This window comes from Dyadobacter sp. HNCC25DJ186 (assembly GCF_056895235.1).
The window spans coordinates 204,952-231,077 of record NZ_JBXHAS010000005.1; the positions used below are offsets into that span (position 1 = coordinate 204,952).

The following is a 26,126-nucleotide window of genomic DNA, read 5'->3' on the forward strand; positions in this document are numbered from 1 at the left end:
GATGAAACTGATCTCAAAACCTTTGGTTCCGTTGGTTTCACAGTCTAATCTTGTGAACAGGTTATCATTGCGGTTGCTGAATGAGGTCCGTTTGATAGGTCGGAAACAACTTCGTCAGAAAATGTTAAGAGATCTGCCAATTTTTAAAAATGAAGATCCAAATCAACCAGGAATACATATTTTGATCTGCAAAAAGGATCATGAAATGGCAATAATTTCTGCCATGATTATCAATAAATTAGGCAATAAAGGACACAATTTTATTATACATGATGACGGGTCAATAGATGATCAGATCGAAACAAAAATTAATACCTATTTACCGGGTATAAAACTGATTCGAAGGAAAATAGCGGATAAAATCATTGAACAGGCCCTATCGACCTTTCCCACTATGCTGGAATTTCGCAGGCGGCAGGTTTTGGCCATGAAGCTGATAGATGTTCCGTTTTTTTCAAAACATGAACGCATTGGTTATATGGACTCTGACATTTTATTTTTTCAATATCCGACAGAATTCTTTCGAGCGATGGATGTGAAAACGGAGTCAAATATTTTCAATAAAGATATCGCAAACGCCTATGTAACAAATCCGGATATCATTTATGCAAAGTCAGGTATTGAAATTCCGTCAAAAATTAATTCAGGTTTGTGGGTAATGAGTAAGAAGGATTTCGATTTCGAGAGGATTGAATCGTGGTTAAAACAAAACTTTCTGTTTCCCTATCTATCGGATTACCGTCTGGAACAAACCATTTTTGCGATGCTTGCAGGAATTTCAAACACTGAAACAGATCATTTCTCAACCGGCTACGATGTCAGTTTTGAAAAATATCCGGAGGCCAGTATATGCAAACATTACGTTGGAAGGATTCGCTATGGCTATGAGCTGGAAGGACTTGACTATATCATGAATCATAATAAGCATACACATTGACACATACTTATTTCAGGAAAATCTTGATTTTGCCAGACGCAGGTACGAAAAACCCTTTTCAATACCTGCTGATCGACTTCCTTCGAAAGAATGGATTGAACGTTTTTGTTGCCCAAAAATTAAAACTGTTTAACATATACTCCGCGGTTAATAAAACGAATCCAGACGTAGTTTACTTCGATTGGATTCACAGTTTAATTTTGGGAAAAAGCATGTTGGTAACTCTGATAAAATCGATGGTTTTCCTTTTGGAAATTATTTATCTGTATTACATAAAATCGATACCAATCATACATACGGTTCACAATATCCAGAATCACAAAGGATTAAGATTAAAACTGGAAAAGGTCATTTATCAATTTTTCCTTTTACGATGTGACAAAATACGTGTTTATTCCGAGCCAGTTAAGAAAGAAGTTATCAGAATATTCGGTATTTCACCAGAGCGAATTTTCGTTATTCAGGATGTTCCTTTTCATCATTATTACCCGAACACATCAACAAAAAAAGACAGCCGGCTTAATCTGGGTTTTAAGGAAGACGATTTTCTATATCTGTTTTTCGGCAGGATTGAGCCTTACAAAGGCATCGAAAACCTGATCCGGGTATTTTTAGAAATTGTTCAACACAACGATTATTTGATCATTGCCGGTGAAAATCTTGATAAAGATTATCTATTAAAACTAAAAAATCTGTCGGCCGGTCACGCTAATATTATCTGGCATAATGAGTTTATCGAGAAAGACAGCGTTCAGTATTTTTTCAACGCCGCTGATATTGTCGTGCTGCCTTTCACCAGAATAGATCATTCCGGATCGATCGCTCTTTCTTTATCTTTTGCAAAACCGGTCATCACGTTAGCTACGGAAGCGATCTGCTCGTTGCTTGCTCACCAGCATTTTCTTCTATTTCAGGATTCAGCACAGCTCGCAGGTCTTATGTGCAGCGCTAAGCAGCTTGATCTGGACTCAATTGGAAAACAGAACTTTAAAATAACAGATTCAGTGTATTACTTCGATTTACTGACATTGTTCCAAAAGGTAAAAATCCCAGAAAATGAAGATACTCTTCGTCACGAATACATTTGAGGAAGTATCCAACGGTCCGTCAAAATTTGCCAACTATTTACTCGAAATGAACAAAATGTTTGATCATGTTGAGATTAAGATTTTGACAGAAAACGTATCAATCGGAGCAAAAAGCCATGAATCTGATCATGTTGTAAAGCTTGACCTTCAACTTAATATTTTTACAAAATTCTGGGGATTTGTTTACAGGATGTTCCCATATTATAATGCCTGCGTCAGGATTCGACACAGTTTTGCATTTGATATCGTAGTTTTCAACAACGCAATAACGGGAATCTGGTCAGCTTTGAGACTGGATATTCCTGTTTTAGGGATGATCAACGACGACAATAGTTTATGCGTTTCCAGGAGAAATTTTTCTGAATCCAGAACCTGGCTTCGTCATGTAATCTTTCACTATTTAGAGAAATTAGCCTGCAAGTGTGAAAGTGGTATCATTGTAAATTCGACGTATTTGTTTGATTTAATCATAAAAAAATATGATACCGGAAATACCAAACTCCACATTTTACACAAAGGTGTCCAGATAAATGGCGTACCTGAATTTGGGACGATTAATCCTGACTTACCCATTAAAATATTATTCGTTAAATCAGACTATATCCGTGGCGGGCTTTTTGACCTGATCACAGCACTAGGCATAATGAAAATCTACAAATTTGATTTACAAATCATTGGCCCTCCGCATTCCCAAAAAGAAGAAATTCTCAAAGTAAATATTTCGTCTAATATCAACATTATCTTTCTTGGACCAAGAAACCAGCTCGAAGTACAAAAATATATGAAGGTCAGCCATCTTTTTGTTGTTCCGTCGCGCATGGAAGCCTTTGGCGTTGCGAATTTAGAAGCACTTGCAAATGGTTTAGTCGTTATTTCTACAAATGTCGGAGGAATACCGGAAGTTTTAGATGGAGGAAATAATGGCTGGATGGCGAATCCGGGAAACCCGGAAAATCTTGCTTGTGTGATGCAATACGTAATTCAAAACCCCGAAGAGCGGTTGCAGAAACAAAAAAATGGCATTGCATTTGTTAAGTCCAATTTTTCCCAGACACAGGTTATAAACAACTTTCTGAACATTCTCAATCAATACAAATTATGAGAATGATATTTATATCCAATAACTGGGCAGATGCGCATCAGCAAACCAGGTTGAAAGCCCTAAGACAGTCAGGATTTCAGATTGATTGTCTTGCAGTATTCAGAAATTATTATCCGGTAAAAACTGACATAATCCCAAAATGGATCGGCAAAGTTGATCATGCGTTGTATGCAAAACGGCTGAAAACGTATTTTTTTCTCATTTTCCGACTGATCAAAACACTTAAATCCACCCAAATAATTTATGTATACGGATTTGATTTGGCTTTTGTCGTGGTGTTGTTTAAAGTTTTTTCTAAAAGAAATATCTTCATCATTTACGAAATACCCGACATCCGCGAAGTTCTTTTTTCGTCAGGCATTTTGGGAAAATCAATTCGGTTTTTCGAGAAATTGACGATACCAAGAATAAACCTGCTGGTTGCTACATCACCAGAATTTATAACTGAATACTTCATCAAAATTCGAAAAATCAAGCTTCAAGATTTTCGAATCATTGAGAATAAAGTGCATTTCGACCAATTGTCAGAGGATTTTGAAAGACAAACGAAAGTAATTTCACCCAAGATAAAAATTGGATATTTCGGTGTTTTACGTTGCCGGGCATCTCTGGATTGCCTTATTCTTCTAGCCGGTAAGAATCAGTTTGATATTGTATTACAGGGAATTTTCATGCCCTCTACCAGCGATTTTGAAACAAGGATCCAGCACTTAGAAAACATCCAATACCTTGGACCATATCATGTTCCTGACGATTTATCAAAAATCTACAATAATGTTGATATTGTTTGGGCGGCTTATCCATTTTCAAATAATAAAGTTGGAAATCATCTTTGGGCGCGAACCAACCGCTTTTATGAAAGTTTGTTTTTCCATAAGCCTTTAATCCTGCAAAAAAACAGTGCAGACGCAAAACGGGCTAAGATCCTGGGAAACATTGCGATTGAAGTAGACTTGGCCGATATCAAGCAGGTTGCTGCGCAATTATATTCAGTGTTGACATTCGAATTTTTGTTAACGGCCAGACAATCCCTCCTAAAAATCCCTGAACATCACTACCTGATAACAACAGAATATAAAAACCTGGTCATGTGCTTACAGCAAAACAAATTATCGCCCGAAGGATCAGGAATAATGTAATATTCCCTATTGTCCTTTTCTTTTTCCTGACGATTGGAAACTATTCATTTTTCAGATATTCAATTTATGGGATTGATAATGTGCCGGTCTATCTCAAACTTGCGCCTTACATCCGGCTTTTTATACCTGCGTGGATTATTGGTTATTGTCTTTGGATAAATCCAAAATTCACTTCCAGAATTTTAACTGACAATTTCGATATCGTTCTGCTTGGTATAAGCTGGATGATTTCCTGTTCGCTCAGTCTTGATATAACCAGTTATCTCTTTTACGGCACCTGGACTTTTTTGTCTTTGGTTTCAATTTTGCTTTACATCTCGTACTCGTCCTTTATATCCGGTACTAAATCTGAATTGTTATTGACAACGCTTCATGTTTTATGGGCAGGAAATTTCGTAATCCTTATTCTGGACATTGCAACGATGGTATTCATGAAACCTCACGGTGGTATGTACCAGATTGTTTTCTCTTCAAATACTTTCTGGGCATATCCAACGATGGTTATGGGAATTCTGGCAATCATAAAAATGAGATTTACCACAGAAAGTCTTGTGAGGAAAATTTATTTTCTCTGCATATTTTTAGTATGCGTGGCGACGGTTTATTTCTCAGCACGTCGCAGTCCGCTATTTGCACTCATTTTAGCGACAATTTTTATTTTCATTCCCCCAAAAATTCCTCAAATTCTGATATTTACCACCCTGCTTTTATTTTTCTATATTTTGCTAGGTTCATCAACCGGTGAGAAAATCATAAAATCCTTACCTGATTCTTACATGAAATACAGAATCGAGCGAATGTCTGGTTTGGTTAAAGGACGAAAGGAAACCTCCTATTCGGAGCGACAAAAGATTTGGAAAATTTATCTGGATCGTTTTAACCAAAAACCCGTTTTTGGAGAAGGTTTGGCTGCTGGTCAGCGTATTAATATTAACCTCAAAGACAAACCGGAAGGAATTTCAGCGCATAACACTTTTATAGGACTGTTGGCTGAAACAGGATTATCAGGTGTACTTCTTATGTCTATCGTTTTGGGAAGAAGTTGTTATTTTTTGTTTAAATCGGTCAACGCGAACTGGATTAAAATTTACATCATTCTTTTTATCCCAACACTTGTAATCAACTGGGTTGAATACAATCTGATTCCCGGTCAGATCTTTTTTCTTTACACCATGGTAATATGGATTCTCCCGCGTGGGTTAAAAAACCTATCCCGATAATTTTCAGAACCCCGTATAAAAAACAAAGACATGAAAAAATTTTCATGCCCTGTTTCACACTATACACACACTATATTTTAAATATCTTCTATATCAAATAAATCTGATTGAATATCTATTTCGAGATTGCAAAATAACACATTAAAGTTATCAGAAAAAAACTTTCGATTGTGATTTTATTGCTATTGCGCTTAAAACAATGAAATTATTAAATAAAAGCTTAAAGCAAAACAAAAATACTTGATTGCTAAACAAAATTTCACTTCAATATTTTGTCAAATTGTAACCGAACTACCGCTCCAGATGTCCTAAAAACTCACCCTGCTTGCAATCTGTAAACATTCATGTCACTCCAATAAGGATTCGAGATTGATAACGCTATTTTCTGTGATATAGTTGCATGCAATTTACCAGTTACATTAAAAAAATCTGCAACTTCATCAATTGTTTTTTTTAATGTCAGAATATTCTTTACCGGTTAAAATGAGCGAACTGTCTCTTACCACCCGAAAAATACAATTATATCACATACTTTTTTGTTAGTTGATGTGTAGGCCTTCTTTGATTACGCAATTCCAAAATGAAACGCTTACTTTGCAGTAAAGTTTACAATATTTTTAGTCAAATAAATGTGAAACTTGGCCAGATTACGTAAGCTTGATTAAATTTTATTATCGGTTGATAAGTTAAGTAGAAAAGAAATAATGCGCATTAATCCCGAAACGGTCGAGAGGATCAAACAAGCTGCTGACATTGTGGAAGTGGTTGGGGATTTTGTGTCTTTAAAGAAGAAAGGGGCCAATTACTCCGCTTGTTGTCCTTTTCATAATGAAAAATCTCCCTCTTTTAATGTAAATCCGGTACGACAGATTTTTAAATGTTTTGGTTGCGGAGCTGCCGGTGATGCTATCAAATTCGTGATGGATATTGATGGAATCGGCTATGGAGAAGCACTTCGGTATCTGGCCAATAAATACCAGATCGAAGTACAGGAAGAGGAAGTTACGGATGAGGAGGCAATGCGTCAGAATGCGCGTGAAAGTTTATACCTGATCCTTAATTTTGCAAAAAACTTTTATCAGCAGCAGCTTACGCAAACCGATGAAGGGCAATCCATCGGTGTCAGTTACTTTCGTGAAAGAGGTTTCACGAGTGATATCCAGAAAAAATTTGAATTGGGTTACAGTACCGATACCTGGGACGCACTGACAAAAGAGGCATTAAGTAAAGGTTACACTGCCGATATTCTCCTAAAAGCCGGGTTGCTGATTCATAAGGAAGGGAGCCAGACAGTTGGTTATGACCGTTTTCGAGGTCGGGTAATTTTCCCTATTCATAACGTTGCAGGAAAGGTAATTGCTTTTGGGGCCCGGATTCTTAAAACGGATAAGTCTCAGCCGAAATATCTGAATTCTCCGGAAACCGAAGTTTATCACAAAAGTGATATTCTTTACGGAATTTTCCAGGCCAAAAATGCCATCAGACAACTGGAAGCCTGTTATCTGGTTGAAGGTTATACCGACGTAGTTTCCTTACATCAGGCAGGAATTGAAAATGTCGTTGCGTCTTCCGGGACATCGCTTACGACAGAACAGATCAGGCTGATCGGCAGGTTTACACCAAATATCACCATTTTGTATGATGGGGATATGGCTGGGATCAAAGCCGCTTTACGTGGGCTTGATCTAGTGCTTGAAGAAGGCCTGAATGTTAGTATCGTCCTTTTCCCGGATGGAGAAGACCCAGATAGTTACGTTCGTCGGGTAGGTGCGGAAGCTTTTAAGGAATATCTAAAAAAAGCCTCGCGCGACTTTATCACGTTCAAAACAGAAACCTTATTACAGGATGCCGGCAATGATCCGTTCAGACTTGCCGCTGTGATCGGCGAAGTTGTGAACAGCATTATCAAAATTCCGGATGCGATTAAGCGTCAGGTATTTTTTCACCGGACCTCTGAAATGATGAAGGTGGATGAGCAAATGCTTATTTCGGAAGGAAATAAATTGCTTAGAAAACTTCATACGCAGCCCAAAACTCAGGAACGCGGAAGTAGCAAACCATCAAATTTTTCTCCGCAGGGCCCACAGGATATTTCATTTATTGATGACGGCCCACCTGCTGATTTATTTGCCGGAGATTCACCATCAGTACCGTCAGAGACAGAGGAAGAACTGGCGCAGCGTTCAAAATTATATTATCAGGAAGAGGCATTTATCAGGCTTTTGGTTTTATATGGTGCAAATGAGCTGGAACCGACCATTTCCGTTTGTGCTTATGTTTTGGGCGAAATTCAGGGAATTGATTTTCAAGATCCCATTTTCCAGCATCTGCTCACATTGTTTCGCGAGAATTACAGTCGGGAAATTGTTTTAAAGACTGATTATTTTCAAAACCATCACGAATCTGAAATACGCGATCTGACGATTAGCTGGCTTACCAGTAAGTACGAATTGAGCTCGTTGTGGACCGAAAAATTCGAGATTTATGTCCCTTCCGAACTCGATGTTCTTGATAAAAGCAGTTTCATCAATATCCTGCGTCTAAAAAAGGCATTTATTGAAGAAAAGATGAAAATCTGCATGGAAAACCTGAAAAAGGCTACAACCGAAGAGCAGGAAAATACAATCATGAACGAATACATATTTTATAAAGGTATCAGCATGGCCGCTGCAAAAGAATTAGGTAGCGTGATCGGATAATTATTTTGCTTTAAAATTATGCTGGATTTTCGATTGAAAGTGTTTTATACCGTTGCTCAAACCCTGAATTTTAACAGGGCTGCGGAACAGTTAAACATAAGTCAGCCGGCGGTTACCAAACATATCAAAGAATTAGAACAACTATACAATACCACGCTTTTCGACAGGGCGAAGAAACGAATTGTGCTCACACGCTCAGGTGAAGTACTTTTTCAACATGCACATTTGATTTTCGAGCAATATCAAAAACTGGATTTTGATCTGAACCTGCTGCAAAATAAGACTGAAGGAGTGTTACATATTGGCGCAAGTACCACCATTGCGCAGTATGTAATCCCAGCCTATCTCGCCCATTTTCACAAAAGATTTCCCCAAATAAAAATCGAGTTAACAATGGCCAATTCATTGGTCATTGAACAAATGCTTGTTGATAAAAAAATCGAGTTAGGCTTGGTAGAAGGAACGACACATAATTCTGATCTTAAATATTCTCCTTTTGTAAAAGATGAAATTGTGTTGGCAACCAGGCCTGCTAACAATCTGTTAAAAAAGAGAACGATTACCCTGAAAGAATTATCAAAACTGCCATTGCTCACCCGAGAAGCAGGTTCCGGAACATCTGATATTATTAATGGCTATCTGCAAAAAGCAGGAATCAGGATTCAGGACCTGAATATCCACATGCAGCTCGGCAGTACAGAAAGTATCAAAAATTATCTTTTTTGTTCAGATACGTTTGCTTTTTTATCGATTTACAGCGTTCAGCAAGATTTGACAGATGATCGTCTTAGTATCATCGATATTGATGGATTTGAGATGACGCGTACTTTTTCATTTGTTTTCCGGCAAGGTCAGCCTTCTCCGCTATCAAAACTTTTCATGCGCTTTTCATCGATTAAACGATAACCCACAGTTATTAAACCACACATTTTTTGATTTATTTAACTCCATTTCTATCGATACTTTTGTCTAAACACAAGCGAAAGTACAATGGAAACTATTCACCGCTCCCAGCCGGTTACCTATCGAAATATTCTCTTCATAACGCTGTTCGTTGCATGTCTGCTCCCTGCCGTAGATGCTCCCGTTGCACTTCTATTAGGCTTTGTTTTTACACAGTTCTTTGGAAATCCGTTTGCTCATTTAAGTCATAAAGCAGCACAGATACTTCTGAAAATTGCAGTTGTCGGCCTGGGTTTCGGGATGAACCTGAATCATGCCATTGAAGCAGGAAGAGAAGGATTTGTATTCACGGTTTTCTCCATTGGTCTGACATTAATTGGAGGCCTTTGGTTAGGAAAAAAGCTTAGTATTGAACCTAAAAGTTCATTTTTGATCACTGCCGGCACTGCCATTTGCGGTGGAAGCGCCATCGCTGCATTGTCACCGCTAATAAAAGCGAACGAAAAACAGATCAGTATAGCGTTAGGTGTTGTATTTGTATTAAACGCAGTGGCATTGTTCATCTTCCCGATGATTGGGCACTGGGCTCATTTATCTCAGCATAATTTCGGTATATGGAGCGCAATCGCAATTCATGACACAAGTTCAGTCGTCGGAGCCTCGGCCAGATTTGGGGCGGAAGCTTTGCAGACTGCAACCACCATAAAGTTGGAACGAGCACTTTGGATCATACCACTGTCTATTATTACAATGCTTTTTAACCGTAAAAACGGAGCGAAGATTAATTTCCCTTATTTCATAGGTCTGTTTATCCTGGCCGTAATGATCAGTAATTATTTTAAAGAATATCAGTTCATTTATTCAAACCTACTTATCATTTCCAAAAAGCTACTTGTATTGACAATGTTTCTGATAGGGGCAGGTTTGAATCTTGCTAATATCAAAGTTGTGGGAATAAAACCTTTTTTACAGGGAATAATTCTCTGGGCTTTTGTTTCCGCCATTTCTCTTTTTGTGATCATGGTACTGAAATAAATATCCCCGGCTGTTTGAAATAGAAGGTTAAAGTGCTAACTTATTGCGCTTTACCAACACTTCGTCTTATGAAAACTTCATTTCTGTTCATCATTTTCATGTCATTATTTTTTAGCTGCGCACCGGCCCATAAAATTCTCAAACCTGAAAAAGAAAATAATTTCCGTCTCTCTGATTATGCTACTTACGGTTTCTTCGATGTGGAAGCTAAGGGTGATACTACTCCCGCAATATTTGACGAAAATATTGCCTTAATCAAAGATGCTATCTCAAAAAACTTAGAGACAAAAGGTTTAAATCAGGCCCAGGATCCCAATCTTAAAGTAAATATTGCTATATCTGTGAGACAGGAAATTCAAACCAGGCAAACAAATTTTTTGAATGACGGCCGTCCGCTTTATATGGGGCAGCGAAGATATTCGTGGAAGAGTAAGGAAGTTGAAACCGGGAGATACAAGGAAGGAACTTTGTTAATCGATCTTGTTGATGCATCATCCAATAAAATGGTGTGGAAAGGTGGAGCTCAGGGGATTTTGCCTGGTAAAGAGAAGAAATTTGTCGAGGAAATTAATGAAGTTGTAACTGATATTCTGGCATCCATTCAGATGTAGGGCAAAAAAAGCCGATTCTCGTCGAGAACCGGCTCATTATATTTTTTGAGAATTATGCGTTGTTTATAGCACCTCTCACGTTTTCATTCACATTATCTGCAACTGTCTCTGCTTTTGATTTCGCAGAATTGATATTCTTGAAAAATCCTTCCTTCAATTTGTCTGCCAAGGTAGCAAGCTCTTCAAGGCTTTTTTCGTACTTGTCTTTTGCAGTTCCACCTAAATCACCAGCTTTGCTTTTAACAGTACCGCTAAAATCATTTGCTTTATTTTTAATCAACTTACGTGTATCTTTCCCGTTTTTAGGAGCAACTAACAAACCTATGGCAACGCCTGTAAGCAAAGCGCCTACTGTACCGATCAGAAATCTTTGATTTTTGTTCATACGAATTCTTATTTTGTGTGATGTAAAAAATAGATAGTTAACCAAATTTAACAAATACCGTGCCAAATCATTCAGCTAACGCCTTTTTTATTCCTTCCCGTATATTTGTCGCGAGTTTTTTTGCGTTTTTATACCTTTCTATTACATCTGTTTACAGTCAATGGGAAATCATAGATGTCAAAACGAAGGTGAATATGCGTGGTGTTCATGCAATTACACCAACCATTTGCTGGATTGGAGGCTCATCTGGTACAGTGCTACGTACAACTAACGGAGGAAAAGACTGGTCGACATTCAAAATCCCCGGTGCAGATTCTCTTGATTTTCGTGATATTCATGCCTTCGGAAAGGAAACTGCAATTGCCATGAGTGCCGGACCAGCTGAATTGGACAAAGGGAAGATCTATCGTACTGATAATGGAGGAGATACATGGAATCTTGTGTACCAAACTACACAATCCGGGGTATTTCTGGATGGTATCGACTTTTGGAATAAAAACCAGGGAATCTGCCTTGGCGACCCGATAAATGGCAGATTGTTTATACTAACCACAGAGGATGGTGGAAAAAGCTGGCAGGAATTACCCATGGAAGATCGTCCGCAAGCGCAATCCGGAGAAGCCTGTTTTGCGGCAAGCGGCACATCAATTCTGGCTGTTGGAAAGGATAAAGCTTTTATAGGAACTGGTGGTGGAAAAATGGCAAGAGTATTTCGATCGGAAGATATGGGCCGCCACTGGCAGGTATCAGAAACACCAATGCCAGCCGGGCCGACAAGTGGAATTTTCGGTCTTCATTTTTGGTCTAAAAAAAATGGAATAGCGGTTGGAGGTGATTATAAAAATACCAGCGATACAACAAAGAATGTCCTGCTTACAGAAGATGGCGGAGTAACCTGGAAGTTTGGGGCAAGCACAAAACCACTTGGATTGAAAGAAGCCGTCGCCTTGTATCACAAGCGATATGCTACCTGGAATGGCGACAGCCAGATTCGGTCGGATGATTTTGCCTTAGTCGCCGTCGGGCCATCGGGGAGCAGCTCCTCTACCAAACAAGGAAAATCCTGGCAGACGATCGGAAATGAACCTTTCCATGCTGTAAGTTTTGCCGGAAATGTAGGTTATGCCGTGGGAGGAAAAGGTTTGATTGCCAAAATCGAAAAAGTTTCGATGAAGAAGAAAAGGAAGAAGCTTGTGTTTGTTCGGGAGGAGTGAAATTAAACTTTCCGATATGCTATCAAATCAAAAATTCAGTAACTTTAATATTGATAAATAGAAGAGTTATGTATACATCGATCAGCGGAATTTACGAAAATGGAATTTTAACGCTTGCTGAGACTCCGCCTACAAAAAAGAAATCGAAGGTGGTGGTTTTATTTTTGGAAGAGCTGGATGAACTTGCAAATGCGAGACGAGAGCCAGGTGGACTGTTAAGATTAAAAAATCTTCAACAAAAAGAAATGGCATTACCAGAGAATTTTAATGACTCTTTGGATGAGTTATCAGAATACCTGTGATGAGATATCTTATTGACACTCAAATCCTAATTTGGTTTCAGCTGAATGACAAAAGGTTGAATACTGAGATCATGCTAATGCTGACCGATCCAAACAATATAATATATGTTAGCCTCATCAGCCTTTATGAAATTGCGATAAAACAAAAAACCGGCAAACTTCCGGATTTACCGGTTTCTGTCGAGGACATTTTGTCCGTCGATGCTCAGGATGATTTTAAAATACTACCCATTTTGGAGAACCACATCAGCGGCTACAATCGCATACCACTTCACGATACTCATAAAGATCCATTTGACCGTCTTATCGTTGCTATTGCATTAAATGAAAATCTTATTTTAATTTCAGCCGATGAAAAATTTAAGTTATATACAACACAAATAAAACTTGTGGAAGCATAACAACAGATCAAATCCTGTCAATCAACTCCTTCACCTTCCTGACGTCTCTTCCCATCAGATGATCAGCAATTGCAGCTGCATGCTCACGACCATTCTCAATAAATATTTTTTCAGTAAAAACACCAGCCATTACTGTTCCGCACAAGTATAAACCCGGAACATTTGTTTCGAAAGTTTCAGGATCAAACGTTGGAACTTTGGTTGCCGGGTCCAGTGTAATTCCGCAACGCGAAAGAAGATGTTCGTCTGGTAGATATCCTACAAGCAGGAAAACAAAATCAGCCGGTAGCCATTCCGTTTCGCCAGTTTCAATATTTTCAATTTGCATTCTTCCAGGCTCGATTGCTTTCGTAATGCTATTGAAACGCGTATGAATTTTACCTTCTTTTACCCGGTTTTTCACATCCGGCACAAGCCAGTATTTAACTTTTGTACGAAAATCAGCTTCTTTATGTACAATGGTTACACGTGCATCGTGACGGTAGAGTTCCAGTGCAGCTTCCACAGAAGAATTTGAGCCGCCAACCAGCACCACATCCGTAAAAGAATAATTGAAAGGTTCATCATAATAATGGGAAACATGCGGCAGATTTTCACCCGGCACATTTAACATTCTGGGAACATCAAAATATCCTGTCGCAAGCACAACACTCCGTGATTGAAATACCTGACCATCACTTGCATAAACAAAAAATGTTCCGTCATCCTGTTTCTCAGTACGTGTTACGTCTATAAAAAGCTTGAAATTCAGATCAAAATATCCGGCGACTTTTCTATAATATTGTAAAGCTTCGTTCCTGTTAGCCTTCACTTCTGAAATTGCGAATGGGATACCTCCTATTTCAATATTTTCCGCAGTCGAAAAAAAGCGCATTCTTCTCGGGTAACGACGAATTGATTCTGTAATATTTCCTTTTTCCAGTATCAAATGGTCAAGGCCGTTTTTAGTTGCTTCAATCGCCATGGCAAGGCCGCAAGGACCTCCACCGATAATGATAACGTCATGAATATGCATAGATCTTACGAAATCTGATTTGATGGACATTTGTTGTCCGGAACTTTTCAACAATCAAAATTAAAATACATTTCTTTGATAACCGTATTCATTTTTGATCATCAGCTACATGTAATAACTGTTAATTTAAAACATTGGTTTCTGAACTTTGTAAATTGCACGACTGTTAAAAACACTTGTTGCAATCATTTTCCAAATCGTTGAAAAACACCAGTCACAAGTTCACGAAATACCTCAATGAATGGGGGAAACGGAAAATTCCGTTTGTCTTTCTTATTGACTTTTTAGCGCAAAAGCCGATTGTCTGGCGCCTGGATGAAGTTGATCCGTCAGAGGTTCTGTATAATTTCAACGGATTCAGCAATTATAAAACAGATTCCGATTCAGAACTTAATACAGATTTTAACTTCCGGAAAAATCAGATTTCATTTGACCAATATCATCGGAAATTTAATTACGTTCTCAAAAACATAAAAGCTGGAAATTCCTTTTTGGTCAATCTTTCTGTTCCTACTCCTATTGAAACAGAACTGTCGTTAAAAGATATTTTCAAGTTTAGTAATGCACCATACCGATTTTGGCTAAAAGACCAATTTGTATGTTTTTCCCCTGAAATTTTCATCAAAATAAAAGGTAAGCAAATTTCGTCATTCCCGATGAAAGGAACGATTGACGCGTCTTTTCCAGATGCTGAGCAAGTAATTCTTTCAGACCCAAAGGAAGCAGCAGAACATGCGACTATTGTTGACCTGATCAGAAATGATATCAGTATAGTCGCTGAAAAAGTGTGGGTTGAACGTTATCGCTATATTGAACCGATACAGACGCATCAGAAAACACTTTTGCAGGTAAGCTCTGAAATTGCCGGGATATTGCCCGATGTTTTCGATGGAGAATTTGGTGATTTATTAATGAAATTACTTCCGGCAGGGTCAATCAGCGGCGCACCGAAGCCGAGCACTTTGCAGATAATAAAAGATGCCGAAGGTTACGAACGTGGATATTACACCGGCGTGATGGGTTATTTTGATGGAGAGGACTTTGAAAGTGCAGTCATGATCCGTTATATAGAAAATTTGAATGGCAAACTTGTCTTTAAAAGCGGAGGAGGAATCACCGCAAAAAGCGATGCCCAAAGTGAATATCAGGAGATAATTGATAAAGTTTATTTACCCTTTGCCCATGTCCCTACCCCTGTGCTTTGAAACGATTTGTGTCAAAAATCGCCTGATTCAAAATCTTGCTTACCACCAAGCCCGTTTGAATAAAACCAGGGCTGAGTTTTTTGGATTAAAAGATAAATGGGAGCTTTCAGAACTAATTATCATACCTGACTTTGTTAATAATGAACCACATAAATGCAGATTGGCCTATGCTGATCAAATTGACAATATAAAATGGGAGCGCTATATACCTCGGACGATTCGGAAAATCAGGAAAGTTTACGACGATACGATCGATTATTCCTATAAATACAACGACCGGACAGCTTTGAATTTACTTTACGAACAACGCGAAGATGCCGATGAAATTCTGATCATAAAAAACGGTAAGGTTTCAGACACCAACTTTTGTAATGTCGCTTTCCTGAAAAACAATAAATGGTATACCCCGGAAACACCGTTGCTACAAGGTACTCAAAGAGCATTTCTACTGGATTCCGGGATCATTGAAGAAGCGGAGATTTTGGAAAATGATATCCATGCATTTAGTCATATACGATTGTTTAATGCGATGATTAGCTGGGAAAATGCGCCCGAAATATTGGTAGAAAATATTTTCTAAACTTGTTACATGTTTCAATAAGTCGTGTCTAAAGTGTAAATTTGGATAACGACAATTCCATCCTTTACAGATTTAACGCTTGCAATTTAAACATCTAATTTTATGTCGATAAGCATTTTAGTACAAACACGCAGCGAACAGGAAGAGAAAGCTGTACTTGCTTTTTTGGATAATCTGAATATTGAGTATCAAACTGAATTCGAAGAAGATTGGGCGGATTTACCAGATGACGTAATTTCAGATGTTAAAGTATCCATAAAACAATTCGAAAATGGAGAAGGCATAAGCCATTTTCAAGCCAGAGAAACATTTAAAAAATGGCTTTAAACATCATCTGGTCGCCGAAAGCGTTAGACAACTTTCATGATGTGATAACTTATCTTAAAGAAAACTGGAATGAGCGGGTGATCAGAGATTTTATTTATGAAACTGAAAATACTATACAGCAAATAAGCATTCACCCGTTCTCGTTTAGACAAATCTCAACTAGAAATTCAGTGCGAGAGGCAGTGATTACCAAACACAATCTACTTTTGTATAAAATTTACAAAAGTCAGATTGTACTACTTGCAATTTTTGATACTCGTCAACATCCCCGAAAAAAGCAAAACCGATAATTGTCACTTTCAAACCAATTTCTTTGAGAGACTTTAAGCCAATAAAATCGTAACTTGCACCCTCTTAATCATTAGTAATTTTTTGCCTGCACAGCCAATGACCTCCCTTTTTGAGGACGAAATCACCCTTTTTGCCGATTTGATCCTTCCGGTTCCTGTCCCAAGACTCTTCACATACAGAGTTCCAAGAAATATATCTAAAATGATTAAGGTAGGCGCACGGGTCATTGTTCAATTTGGCAAAAATCGTGTTATTACAGCCGTTGTAGCCAATATTCATTCCAATCCGCCAGCCCAATATCAGGCAAAATATATTCTTGAACTATTGGACGACGAGCCGATTATCACCACCCATCAGCTCGAACTTTTCAAATGGGTATCAGAATATTATTTGTGCAATATTGGTGAAGTTTTGAATGTTGCAATGCCGGCCGGTCTGAAAATCACCAGCCAGTCGCGCATACAACATAATCCGGAATTTGATTACGAAGAATTATTGACCGATCAGGAACGATATATCCTGGACGAAATCAAAAAACACGCAACGCTTTCCTATGAAGAAGTTGCGAGATTAGTCAATCAGACCAATATTACGGCCATCATAAAATCCTTGGTTGGAAAACATGCGGTTATTCTTTTTGAAGAAGTAAAAGAACGATATCAGCCTAAGGTTGTAAAAAAAATACGGCTAACGGCCGCTTTTACTTCCGAAACTTCCCTGATGCAACTTACGTCCTCGCTGGACAAAACGCCAAAACAGCAGGATATTCTGATGCGTTATTTAAGTCATGTTCCGGTTTATAACCACGCAGAGTTAAACCAGAAAGGGCTTGATAAAACAATCTTTTCCAAGGACGACGGCGTTTCAGATTCAGCTTTACAAACACTGATTAAAAAGGGCATTTTTGAACAATTCGAGATCATTGTTTCCCGCTTTTCGGATATTCCCCTTGGATCGCCTGCCGAAGTCAATCTGAGCAAAAGCCAGCAAACTGCCTTTGAACAAATTCACCAGTCTTTTGCTGAAAGGGAAGTAGTGTTATTGCATGGAATAACCGGCAGCGGAAAAACAGAAGTATACATTGAACTGATCAAACAAGCGCTGGAAGGTGGAACCCAGGTTTTATTTCTGCTTCCTGAAATCGCATTAACAACTCAGATCGTCGTCCGGCTTCGCAAAGTTTTCGGTGATCAAATGGGGATATACCATTCCAAATTTTCTGATAACGAACGTGTTGAAGTGTGGAAAGGTATTCTGGATGGGAAATTTCAGTTTGTCGTGGGTGTCAGATCGGCAATATTTTTACCCTTCGACAATCTCGGATTAATTATTGTTGATGAAGAACATGAAACTTCATACAAACAACATGATCCGGCACCGCGTTATCATGCACGTGACGTTGCAGTCATTATGGCCTATATGCATAAAGCAAAAACTTTGCTTGGTTCTGCAACACCCTCGCTGGAAAGTTATTTTCACGCACGGAGCGGCAGGTATGGTCTGGTTGAAATGACAGAACGATTCGGCAATGCAGTTTTGCCTACTTTTCTTTTGGTTGATACAAAAAAAGAAAAAAAGCAGCGCACCATGAAAAACGAATTTTCATCGGTTTTGCTTGAACATCTTGAATCGAATTTAAACAATAAAGAACAAACTATTTTATTCCAGAACCGGCGGGGATATTCGCCATACATGCAGTGTGAGGAATGCAGCTGGATTTCGGAATGTAATAATTGTGATGTAAGCCTCACCTATCACATGAAAGTCCGTGAACTGCGCTGCCATTATTGCGGACATAAAGAAGAAGTTCCGAGAACCTGCCCGGCCTGTGGATCTACCAGAGTAAAAACAGTAGGTTACGGAACAGAAAAAATCGAGGACGAACTTCATTTGCTGTTACCTGAGGCGCGGGTGCAAAGAATGGATCTGGATACAACCCGTGCGAAGAATGCATATCAGCAGATTATTCAGGAATTTGAACAGGGCGGTACCGACATTTTGGTTGGAACTCAAATGGTAAGCAAAGGGCTGGATTTTGACAATGTCAGCATGGTAGGTATTTTTGATGCAGACCGGATTATTCACTTTCCTGAATTTCGTGCATCAGAACGTGCCTTCCAAATGCTCACACAGGTAAGCGGACGCGCCGGTAGACGATCAGACAAACCGGGAAAAGTTTTAATTCAAACGGCAAATCCGGCTCAGAAAATTCTGGAACGAATTATTCAGAACGATTATGTCGGAATGTATGAAGCTGAGATCGTTGAGCGGGAACAATTCCACTACCCTCCATTTACCAGGCTGATAAAACTTACGGTAAAACATATCGACGAAGCCACTTCAAAACGTGCTGCAACAGCTTTGGCTGAGAAATTAACGGTAAATTTAGGCAAAAGCAGAGTGCTCGGACCAGAGCCTCCTTTGGTTGAAAGAGTAAGAAATCAGTTTTTGTTCGACATTCTCATTAAACTTGAACGAGAAAAGATTAATTTTAAGGCGGCAAAGTCGTTTATACAAGAAAAAGTCATTGATATTCTAACCGATAAAACCATAAAAGGCGTCCACATCGTCATTGATGTGGATTGTGTTTAGTAAATTCATATAATACTGCAATTAACTCTATGTCTTCCAAGAAAACCAAAATTGTTGCTACCGTAGGCCCAACATCAGAAACAAAAGAAATGCTTCACGCGCTGGCTGTTGCCGGTGTGAATGTATTTCGTTTAAACTTTTCTCACGGTACACATGCAGACCACCTGGCCAGGCTCAATACCATTCGTGAAATCAATGAAGAATTCGGAATGAACCTTGCTGTTCTACAGGATTTGCAGGGTCCAAAAATCCGTATTGGTCTTGTAGCTGAAAAAGATGGCGTATTGATCGAAGCTGGAAACAAGCTTATTCTTTCGAATACAGAAGTTTTAGGTACTGCTGAAAAAGTGAGCACACCTTACGACGGAATGTATAACGACGTTAAAATCGGTGACCGTATTTTGATGGACGATGGAAAACTTGAAGTGCTGGTAACAGGAATCGAAGGAAGTGATGTTATAACTCAGGTAGTTTATGGCGGATTGCTGAAATCTAAAAAAGGTGTAAACCTTCCGAACACGCGCGTTTCAATGCCTTCAGTAACTTCAAAAGATTACGAAGATCTTGATTTCGGATTGGAACATGATGTGGAATGGGTTGCACTTTCTTTTGTACGTACTGCTTCTGAGATCATTAAAGTAAAAGAATACATTGCCAACAAAGGTAAATTTGCGCGTTTGATCGCTAAAATTGAAAAACCTGAGGCAGTAGCAAATATTGACGAAATCATCGAAGCTGCAGATGCCATCATGGTTGCACGTGGAGATTTGGGTGTTGAGTTACCAGCGGAAGAAGTTCCGATGATTCAGAAAATGATCGTTGATAAATGTAACAAAGCTGGCAAACCGGTTATCGTTGCTACGCAAATGCTTGAAAGCATGATCGAAAGCCCTCGTGGAACACGTGCAGAGATCAGTGATGTTGCCAACTCGGTATTGGATGGTGCTGATGCAGTTATGCTTAGTGCAGAAACAGCTTCGGGAAAATATCCGTTGCTTGCTGTTGAAACAATGAGCCGGACGATCGAGAAAGTTGAAGAAAACTCAAATGACGTTTATTTCAAACACCACGCATTTGTGAATGAGAAACCAAGCGCTAACAAACTGAATGACAACGTAGTAATGAGTGCATGTCGTTTGGCACGTGACACCAATGCTGCTGCGATCATCGGAGTTACCCGTTCAGGATATACATCATTCCGTCTTTCACATCACCGCCCAAAAGCGAGCTTACTGATATTCACTTCGGATAAAGTTTTGATGAACACACTTGCGCTTTATTGGGGAACAAAAGTTTATTTCTACGATAAAGATCAGGATGTATCAACGGATGATCTGATCGAAGACATCAAACTTTTCCTTATCGAAAAAGGTGAATTGAAAAAAGGAGATGTATTCATTAATACACTGAGTATGCCGGTTTCCAAATCACGTAAAACCAACGCAGTTAAGTTGAGCGTAGTGGAATAAGCTAAAAGTAGACATTTATAGATAGCAGCGGAATTGGATTCCGCTGCTTTTTTGTTTTAAAAGCTTAAACTATAATCGTAATTCGCTTATAACCAGGCAAACCAAGGAATTGTCAAAGCATGTTTTTATATTTGAGTATAGCAAATCAAAAGACTATGATCGCTTCAACCAGACCGGGTCAGGTTTTGACAGAAAACTTTGATACCAATATACCCAGCGTTTTGATCCATGAAATAATTGATGGTAAACCTTTGTACAGAAAAGGTTACCGTGAGGTTTTGGCCAAAACGAAAAATGTTGAAGACATTAAGGGTTCGAGTTCTTTGCAGTTTTTTATTATTGACTACCTCTTAAGAATTCTTTTCAAAACGGTAGATTCCAGCCTATACATAATTGCTACAAATGAAGCTGGTCTTCATATAGACAAAAGAAACAATCTTTCAGGAGATATTGTCATTTTCGATAGAGAAGTCTTGACGATTGATAAGATCAACAAACATTATTCCAATGTTCATCCAAAAATTTCTATTGAAATTGATCTTGACATTGAGTTGGAAGAATTTACGGAAACGGGTTACATTACCATAAAAACAAAAAAACTTTTAGAACTCGGCGCAGAGAAAGTAATCTGGTTTTTGACGGAATCGAAAAAAGTGATGATTGCAACGACTACTGGCGAATGGCAGACATTTGACTGGAAAATGGATGTTGAAATTATTGACGGGATTGTTTGTAATGTAGGAGAATATCTAACGAATGAAGGCTCTGAGTTTGCATAAAAAACAAGAATTATGATCGCTTCAACCAGACCGGGTCAGGTTTTGACAGAAAACTTTGATACCAATATACCCAGCGTTTTGATCCATGAAATAATTGATGGTAAACCTTTGTTCAGAAAAGGTTACCGTGAGGTTTTGGCCAAAACGAAAAATCTTGAAGACATTATGGGTTCGAGTTCTTTACAGGCTTTTCTGATTACTTATCTGACAATCTGGATAGGTAAGCAAATTGACGATCGCGAGTTTACTATCCTTACAAATGAAGCGGGTTTACATATTGACAATAGAAATAATCTTTCCGGAGATCTGATGATTTTCGACAACCAAACCCTCGGAATTCAAAAAATCAATAAAAAATACGCCGATGTGCCCCCAAAAATTTCGATTGAGGTTGACATGGATATAGCCCTCGAAGGCGAACTATCTGAAAAAGCCTATATTTTCATTAAAACAAAAAAACTTTTAGAATTCGGTGCAGAGAAAGTAATCTGGTTTTTGACAGAATCGAAAAAAGTAATTATTGCAACCGCTGATGCTGAATGGCAAACTTACCACTGGAACAGCGATGTTAAAATTTTGGATGGAATTTCTTGCAATGTCGGTGCGTATTTAAAAGAAAAAGGTTCTGAGTTTGCCTGAAAAGTATTTCGAAAACCATCAACGGCATGAACATTTTTCGGTCGTTTTATTTTTTTAAACAATAACTAATAAAATAGTTGTTAAACTATTTTATTAGTATTACCTTTGGACATCATTATTTAATCTCCTATAAATACAACTTTCGTAGTACCATGGAAATTCGAACATTAACACGCGCTGAGGAGGAAATTATGCGAATTCTCTGGCAATTAAAAAAAGCTTTTGTAAAAGACATTCTGGCCGAAATGCCTGAGCCAAAACCTGCCTACAATACCGTATCAACGATCATCAGAATTCTCGAAAAGAAAGAGGTAGTTGGTTATACTGCCTACGGAAAAACGCATGAATATTATCCACTCATCACAGAAGAAGAATACAAGCGTTTTGAAATGAAGCAATTGATGACAAATTATTTCGATAACTCACTCCCAAATCTTGTTTCGTTTTTTGTAAAAGATAACGACCTGAAAACGAAAGATCTTGATGAAATCATGAAACTGATCAACGATCATAAAAATGAATAGCCACTTTTCTTAGCCATGAAAATTCTTAAAATTTAACGAAAGCCCTCCTGTATTTTTTGCCTGATGAATGTAAATGATGATAAAATAGTAAAACACTGCAAATGAATTAACAAGCAAAATACAACCTAACCTTCAAACATCCGTTAGCCATGGAACTCCTGATTTACATCGGAAAAGTCAGTCTTTACTGGACACTTTTCTATATTTGTTATTGGTTATTTCTTCGTCAGCATACTTTTTTTACCTGGAGCCGGTATTATCTTCTCGGTTCATTAATTGCCTCACTTTTACTACCCTTCTTAATTTACCCTGATGCAGCTCCTAAGATTTCTGAGCTTTATGAAGTAAGCGCGGCCCCATTCACGGTTGCTGCAAATCAGGAAGTAACACCTGATCGGTTCGACTGGAAGAATATTCTCGTTGTTATTTATCTGGCGGGAGCTTCTTTTATGATTTTTAAATTATATCAAAATATTCGGCAGCTTTCCGGTTTTCTAAAACAAGGAGAAAAAGTGGAGCTGGACGACTGCATCGTAATATTAATTAATTCTGACCAGGTCGGCTCATTCTCTTTTCTTAATTGGATTGTTGTAAACCGTAATGATTATGAAAATCATTTTGACGCCATCCTCCGTCATGAAATGGTGCATATGAAACAACGCCACAGCCTGGATATTTTACTGGTCGAATGCATGAAGATTATTTTTTGGTTCAATCCGATCTTAATCATCTACAAACATTCATTACAGGAAATACATGAATTTTTAGCTGATGCTGAGGCTCCTAATCGGGAAAGTTATGCAACATTTCTGGTTTCCTACGCCCTAAATGCACCTATTGCAACACTCACTAATCATTTTTTCAAACCATCTCAAATTAAAACCCGAATTAAAATGATCTATAAAAATCGCACTTCAAAATGGATGCTTAGTTCCTATGTATTCGCATTCGTCACCATTGGTATGATTGCACTATTTGTAGCTGGTTGTGAGCAAAAAGAAAATAATGAACTTTCTGAGACGATGGAAAAACTGACCGAAAATAAAAAGCCGGTCAGTCTGGACGGGAAGAAAATCTATACCGTAGTGGAGCAGCAGCCGATGTTTCCGGGTGGTATCGAAGAGATGTATAAATTTCTGGGTCGAAATATTAGATATCCGAAAGCAGCTGTTGATGCAGGTGCCACAGGCCGTGTTTTCCTTTCCTTTGTTGTCACCGAAACAGGTGAAATCGGGGAGATCAAAGTACTTAAAGGAATTGGACATGGTTGTGACGAGGAAGCAGTCAGAGTACTTTCCTTATTTCCAAAATGGGAACCAGCGAAGCAGGATGGCGTACCCGTGAATGTGCGCTACAATTTGCCGATCAATTTTCAAATGGAAGAGTCAGAATCGACAATTAAAAAACGAACTGCTCTGATCGACAAGCAGTTTGATAATAAAGACGGCTCTAAAACAACGCTGACTAAATCTGGAAGTGTTGTACAGGAACCCGCAAAAAACAGTACCGAAAAAGTACGCATCACGGAAGCTAAAGTTGTTTATATCATTGATGGAAAAATTGAAAAAGATGCTGATATTTTAAAGAAAATTGATCCGGCGCAAATCGAGTCGGTAAATATTTTGAAAGATCAGAAGGCATTGGATGCTTACGGCGAAGATGGCCGTCATGGGGTAATCTCTATTATCACAAAAAAGATGTAGGAAAATGGAGGCTCTGATTTATCTGGGAAAAGTAAATATTTACTGGATCTTGTTTTACGCCTGTTACTGGTTGCTGTTCCGTAAACATACTTTTTTTGTCTGGAACCGGTTCTACCTTATCGGTGCCTTACTCGTATCCTTTCTATTACCGTATATTCATTTCCCAGATAATGCACGTGTAATGCCAACCGCGGTTTATGCAGTGGCGGCCATTCCAGTCTACCTATCAACACAAGAAACTGAGAAATTTGCACTGCACTGGTCACAGTTTGTCTGGGCAATTCAGCTCATCGGAGCTTCCCTGATGTTTATTAAACTGCTTGAAAGTTTTCGCGATCTGTTACGGCTTATCCGGGAGGGCGAATCAATTCCAATGGAAGAACACACGTTGGTTTTGTTGCCGCATAATGAAATCGGTTCATTTTCTTTTTTCAAATGGCTGGTTGTAAATCATGACGATTATGACAAACATTTCGATCCGATTCTCAGGCATGAATCTGTGCATATTCGGCAGATGCATACGCTGGATGTTCTTTTTATAGAACTTTTGAAAGTTGCATGCTGGTTTAATCCTGTATTATGGTTTTACAAAAGGTCTTTGCAGGAAGTCCATGAATTTCTGGCCGACGAAGAGGCACCTAACCGGGAACACTATGCCAATTTCCTCGTTTCCTATGCACTTTCAGCCCCGATTGTTTCACTGACAAACCATTTTTTCAATGCTTCCATGCTTAAAAGTCGGATTGTAATGATTTACAAAAACCGCAACTCACAATGGGTGCTCGGAAAATATTTCCTGGTTTTTCCTCTCATCGGTTTAATTCTAATGCTGACTGCGGCTAGGGAAAGGCTGCTTAATGCAGTGGATCGGAAGAATTACAGCATAATTTCTTCCAAAAACATAGCAGTCGAAGGCACCGTAAAAGATGAAAAAGGAAAGGCAATTAAATCCGCTACCGCTGTGGTTAAAGGCGGGAACAAAGGGGCATTAACGGATTTGAATGGAAGGTTTAAACTTGAAGATGTTTCCGTTGGAAGTACGCTTGTGGTTTCACATATTAATTATGAATCCTTTTCTTTTGAAGTAAATGGAAGCAATGCCTTGAATGAAATTGTTTTGCGGAAAAAGGATAACGTGCTTTCGGAAGTTGCAGTCAAATCAGAAAACATAAGTGATCAAGCCAGACCGTTATCGAAATCAAATCAGACCGAAAAGTTTACTGTTGTTGAACGGCAACCTCAGTTTCCGGGGGGTATTGAAGCGCTAAGCCAATACTTATCTTCCACGATTGTGTATCCTGCGGAAGCCGCCAAAGGCAGAATTGAAGGAAAAGTTCTTATTTCTTTCACGGTAAATGAAAATGGAGAAGTCCATGATCCGAGAATTTTGAAGGGCATTGGAGCAGGTCTGGATGAAGAAGCCGTGAGAGTTGTATCAAAAATGCCGCGTTGGGAACCAGGTATACAAGGTGGAGAAGCTGTGTCAGTTCAATATAACCTGCCTGTAAATTTTCAACTGGCAGGTAAAAAACCTGCTAAATTTTATAATTACTCGACCCCGTCAGATCAAAAGCAAACACGCGAGTTTACAGCAAAAAGTATAGGAGCTCTTGACAAAAATGAAACGATATCCGGAGGCAGCAATGCAATTAATTTCAGTGCAAAAAGTATGGACCCAGCTTACCAAAGTTCCTACAACACATGGGAACCCGGTGTCGGCCAATACAATGGCGGGATTCCATCACCCGGAATTAAAATTTCAATTGATAAGAGTCCTCCTCTTGATCCAACAAAAAAGCCACTTTACGTACTTGACGGAAAATTAATCGACCTTGAAGAATATAACAAGACAATGACGCCCGATAGGATCGAATCCATTAGTGTATTGAAAGGCTCTTCTGCGACTTCAATTTATGGTTCAAAAGCTGAAAACGGAGTTATTTTTATCAAGTCAAAGAAAAATTAA

Annotated in this window: 25 protein-coding genes; 23 read left to right on the plus strand and 2 right to left on the minus strand. The window is 38.7% G+C overall.

The genetic code is table 11. The features are described from left to right. The first annotated feature begins 1 nt into the window (after position 1). The 9 genes from AC1XUO_RS16900 (at position 2) to AC1XUO_RS16940 (ending at position 10,734) form a co-directional block, all read left to right on the plus strand. Entirely contained in the window at positions 2-937 is a 936-nt protein-coding gene (locus tag AC1XUO_RS16900) for a hypothetical protein (protein WP_483330949.1), read from the plus strand. Then, a complete protein-coding gene (locus AC1XUO_RS16905) occupies positions 934-2,025 on the plus strand; it encodes a glycosyltransferase (protein WP_483330950.1) in 1,092 nt (363 codons plus the stop codon). Before AC1XUO_RS16900 ends, AC1XUO_RS16905 begins: the two co-directional genes overlap by 4 nt. Then, positions 1,994-3,127: a glycosyltransferase family 4 protein gene (locus tag AC1XUO_RS16910; RefSeq protein ID WP_483330951.1), complete on the plus strand. Its 1,134-nt coding sequence runs from the start codon at positions 1,994-1,996 to the stop codon at positions 3,125-3,127. The genes AC1XUO_RS16905 and AC1XUO_RS16910 overlap by 32 nt, the downstream gene beginning before the upstream one ends. Further along, the gene (locus tag AC1XUO_RS16915) at positions 3,124-4,266 is read left to right on the plus strand and encodes a glycosyltransferase family protein (protein WP_483330952.1); all 1,143 of its coding nucleotides are present in this window, start codon (positions 3,124-3,126) and stop codon (positions 4,264-4,266) included. The genes AC1XUO_RS16910 and AC1XUO_RS16915 overlap by 4 nt, the downstream gene beginning before the upstream one ends. Then, positions 4,218-5,486: an O-antigen ligase family protein gene (locus AC1XUO_RS16920; RefSeq protein ID WP_483330953.1), complete on the plus strand. Its 1,269-nt coding sequence runs from the start codon at positions 4,218-4,220 to the stop codon at positions 5,484-5,486. Before AC1XUO_RS16915 ends, AC1XUO_RS16920 begins: the two co-directional genes overlap by 49 nt. A 704-nt stretch (positions 5,487-6,190) precedes the next feature. Next, entirely contained in the window at positions 6,191-8,185 is a 1,995-nt protein-coding gene (gene dnaG, locus AC1XUO_RS16925) for a DNA primase (protein WP_483330954.1), read from the plus strand. Between the two features lie 18 nt (positions 8,186-8,203). Continuing rightward, positions 8,204-9,091: a LysR substrate-binding domain-containing protein gene (locus AC1XUO_RS16930; protein WP_483330955.1), complete on the plus strand. Its 888-nt coding sequence runs from the start codon at positions 8,204-8,206 to the stop codon at positions 9,089-9,091. A gap of 84 nt (positions 9,092-9,175) precedes the next feature. Further along, positions 9,176-10,123 carry a YeiH family protein gene (locus AC1XUO_RS16935; RefSeq protein WP_483330956.1) on the plus strand — a complete coding sequence of 316 codons (948 nt, stop codon included), beginning with the start codon at positions 9,176-9,178 and terminating at the stop codon, positions 10,121-10,123. 68 nt (positions 10,124-10,191) lie between these two features. Continuing rightward, the gene (locus tag AC1XUO_RS16940; protein ID WP_483330957.1) at positions 10,192-10,734 is read left to right on the plus strand and encodes a DUF4136 domain-containing protein; all 543 of its coding nucleotides are present in this window, start codon (positions 10,192-10,194) and stop codon (positions 10,732-10,734) included. A gap of 52 nt (positions 10,735-10,786) precedes the next feature. Here AC1XUO_RS16940 and AC1XUO_RS16945 read toward each other — a convergent pair whose 3' ends face one another. Beyond that, positions 10,787-11,119, minus strand: coding sequence for a YtxH domain-containing protein (locus AC1XUO_RS16945; protein WP_483330958.1), 333 nt, complete (start codon positions 11,117-11,119; stop codon positions 10,787-10,789). A 59-nt stretch (positions 11,120-11,178) separates the two neighbouring features. Between AC1XUO_RS16945 and AC1XUO_RS16950 the strand changes: the two genes are divergently transcribed. The 3 genes from AC1XUO_RS16950 (at position 11,179) to AC1XUO_RS16960 (ending at position 13,036) form a co-directional block, all read left to right on the plus strand. After that, complete coding sequence (locus tag AC1XUO_RS16950; protein ID WP_483330959.1) at positions 11,179-12,333, plus strand: WD40/YVTN/BNR-like repeat-containing protein; 1,155 nt, start codon at positions 11,179-11,181, stop codon at positions 12,331-12,333. Positions 12,334-12,401: 68 nt separating this feature from the next. Continuing rightward, on the plus strand, positions 12,402-12,635 hold the full coding sequence (locus AC1XUO_RS16955) for a hypothetical protein (RefSeq protein WP_483330960.1): 234 nt from the start codon (positions 12,402-12,404) through the stop codon (positions 12,633-12,635). Beyond that, positions 12,635-13,036 (plus strand): type II toxin-antitoxin system VapC family toxin, encoded by a 402-nt coding sequence (locus tag AC1XUO_RS16960; RefSeq protein ID WP_483330961.1) that lies wholly within the window; start codon positions 12,635-12,637, stop codon positions 13,034-13,036. The genes AC1XUO_RS16955 and AC1XUO_RS16960 overlap by 1 nt, the downstream gene beginning before the upstream one ends. A 7-nt stretch (positions 13,037-13,043) precedes the next feature. On the opposite strand, the gene AC1XUO_RS16965 is transcribed toward AC1XUO_RS16960, so the two are convergent. Then, entirely contained in the window at positions 13,044-14,051 is a 1,008-nt protein-coding gene (locus AC1XUO_RS16965) for a YpdA family putative bacillithiol disulfide reductase (protein ID WP_483331155.1), read from the minus strand. 176 nt (positions 14,052-14,227) lie between these two features. Here AC1XUO_RS16965 and AC1XUO_RS16970 point away from each other — a divergent pair, with 176 nt between their 5' ends. The 11 genes from AC1XUO_RS16970 to AC1XUO_RS17020 all read left to right on the plus strand — a co-directional run bounded on the left by AC1XUO_RS16970 (position 14,228) and on the right by AC1XUO_RS17020 (position 26,126). Continuing rightward, the gene (locus tag AC1XUO_RS16970; protein WP_483330962.1) at positions 14,228-15,256 is read left to right on the plus strand and encodes an aminodeoxychorismate synthase component I; all 1,029 of its coding nucleotides are present in this window, start codon (positions 14,228-14,230) and stop codon (positions 15,254-15,256) included. Next, positions 15,234-15,836 carry an aminotransferase class IV family protein gene (locus AC1XUO_RS16975; protein ID WP_483330963.1) on the plus strand — a complete coding sequence of 201 codons (603 nt, stop codon included), beginning with the start codon at positions 15,234-15,236 and terminating at the stop codon, positions 15,834-15,836. The genes AC1XUO_RS16970 and AC1XUO_RS16975 overlap by 23 nt, the downstream gene beginning before the upstream one ends. A gap of 102 nt (positions 15,837-15,938) precedes the next feature. Then, the gene (locus AC1XUO_RS16980; protein WP_483330964.1) at positions 15,939-16,163 is read left to right on the plus strand and encodes a hypothetical protein; all 225 of its coding nucleotides are present in this window, start codon (positions 15,939-15,941) and stop codon (positions 16,161-16,163) included. After that, complete coding sequence (locus tag AC1XUO_RS16985; RefSeq protein WP_483330965.1) at positions 16,154-16,453, plus strand: type II toxin-antitoxin system RelE/ParE family toxin; 300 nt, start codon at positions 16,154-16,156, stop codon at positions 16,451-16,453. The genes AC1XUO_RS16980 and AC1XUO_RS16985 overlap by 10 nt, the downstream gene beginning before the upstream one ends. Positions 16,454-16,550: 97 nt before the next feature. Beyond that, positions 16,551-19,046 carry a replication restart helicase PriA gene (gene priA, locus AC1XUO_RS16990; protein WP_483330966.1) on the plus strand — a complete coding sequence of 832 codons (2,496 nt, stop codon included), beginning with the start codon at positions 16,551-16,553 and terminating at the stop codon, positions 19,044-19,046. Between the two features lie 29 nt (positions 19,047-19,075). Next, the gene (gene pyk, locus AC1XUO_RS16995) at positions 19,076-20,515 is read left to right on the plus strand and encodes a pyruvate kinase (protein WP_483330967.1); all 1,440 of its coding nucleotides are present in this window, start codon (positions 19,076-19,078) and stop codon (positions 20,513-20,515) included. Between the two features lie 155 nt (positions 20,516-20,670). Further along, positions 20,671-21,294: a Uma2 family endonuclease gene (locus AC1XUO_RS17000; RefSeq protein ID WP_483330968.1), complete on the plus strand. Its 624-nt coding sequence runs from the start codon at positions 20,671-20,673 to the stop codon at positions 21,292-21,294. 12 nt (positions 21,295-21,306) lie between these two features. Continuing rightward, entirely contained in the window at positions 21,307-21,933 is a 627-nt protein-coding gene (locus AC1XUO_RS17005) for a Uma2 family endonuclease (protein ID WP_483330969.1), read from the plus strand. A 152-nt stretch (positions 21,934-22,085) separates the two neighbouring features. Further along, positions 22,086-22,457, plus strand: coding sequence for a BlaI/MecI/CopY family transcriptional regulator (locus tag AC1XUO_RS17010; RefSeq protein WP_483330970.1), 372 nt, complete (start codon positions 22,086-22,088; stop codon positions 22,455-22,457). Positions 22,458-22,606: 149 nt separating this feature from the next. Beyond that, positions 22,607-24,160, plus strand: a complete 1,554-nt coding sequence (locus AC1XUO_RS17015; RefSeq protein ID WP_483330971.1) for a TonB family protein — start codon at positions 22,607-22,609, stop codon at positions 24,158-24,160. Positions 24,161-24,164: 4 nt separating this feature from the next. Next, on the plus strand, positions 24,165-26,126 hold the full coding sequence (locus AC1XUO_RS17020; RefSeq protein ID WP_483330972.1) for a TonB family protein: 1,962 nt from the start codon (positions 24,165-24,167) through the stop codon (positions 26,124-26,126).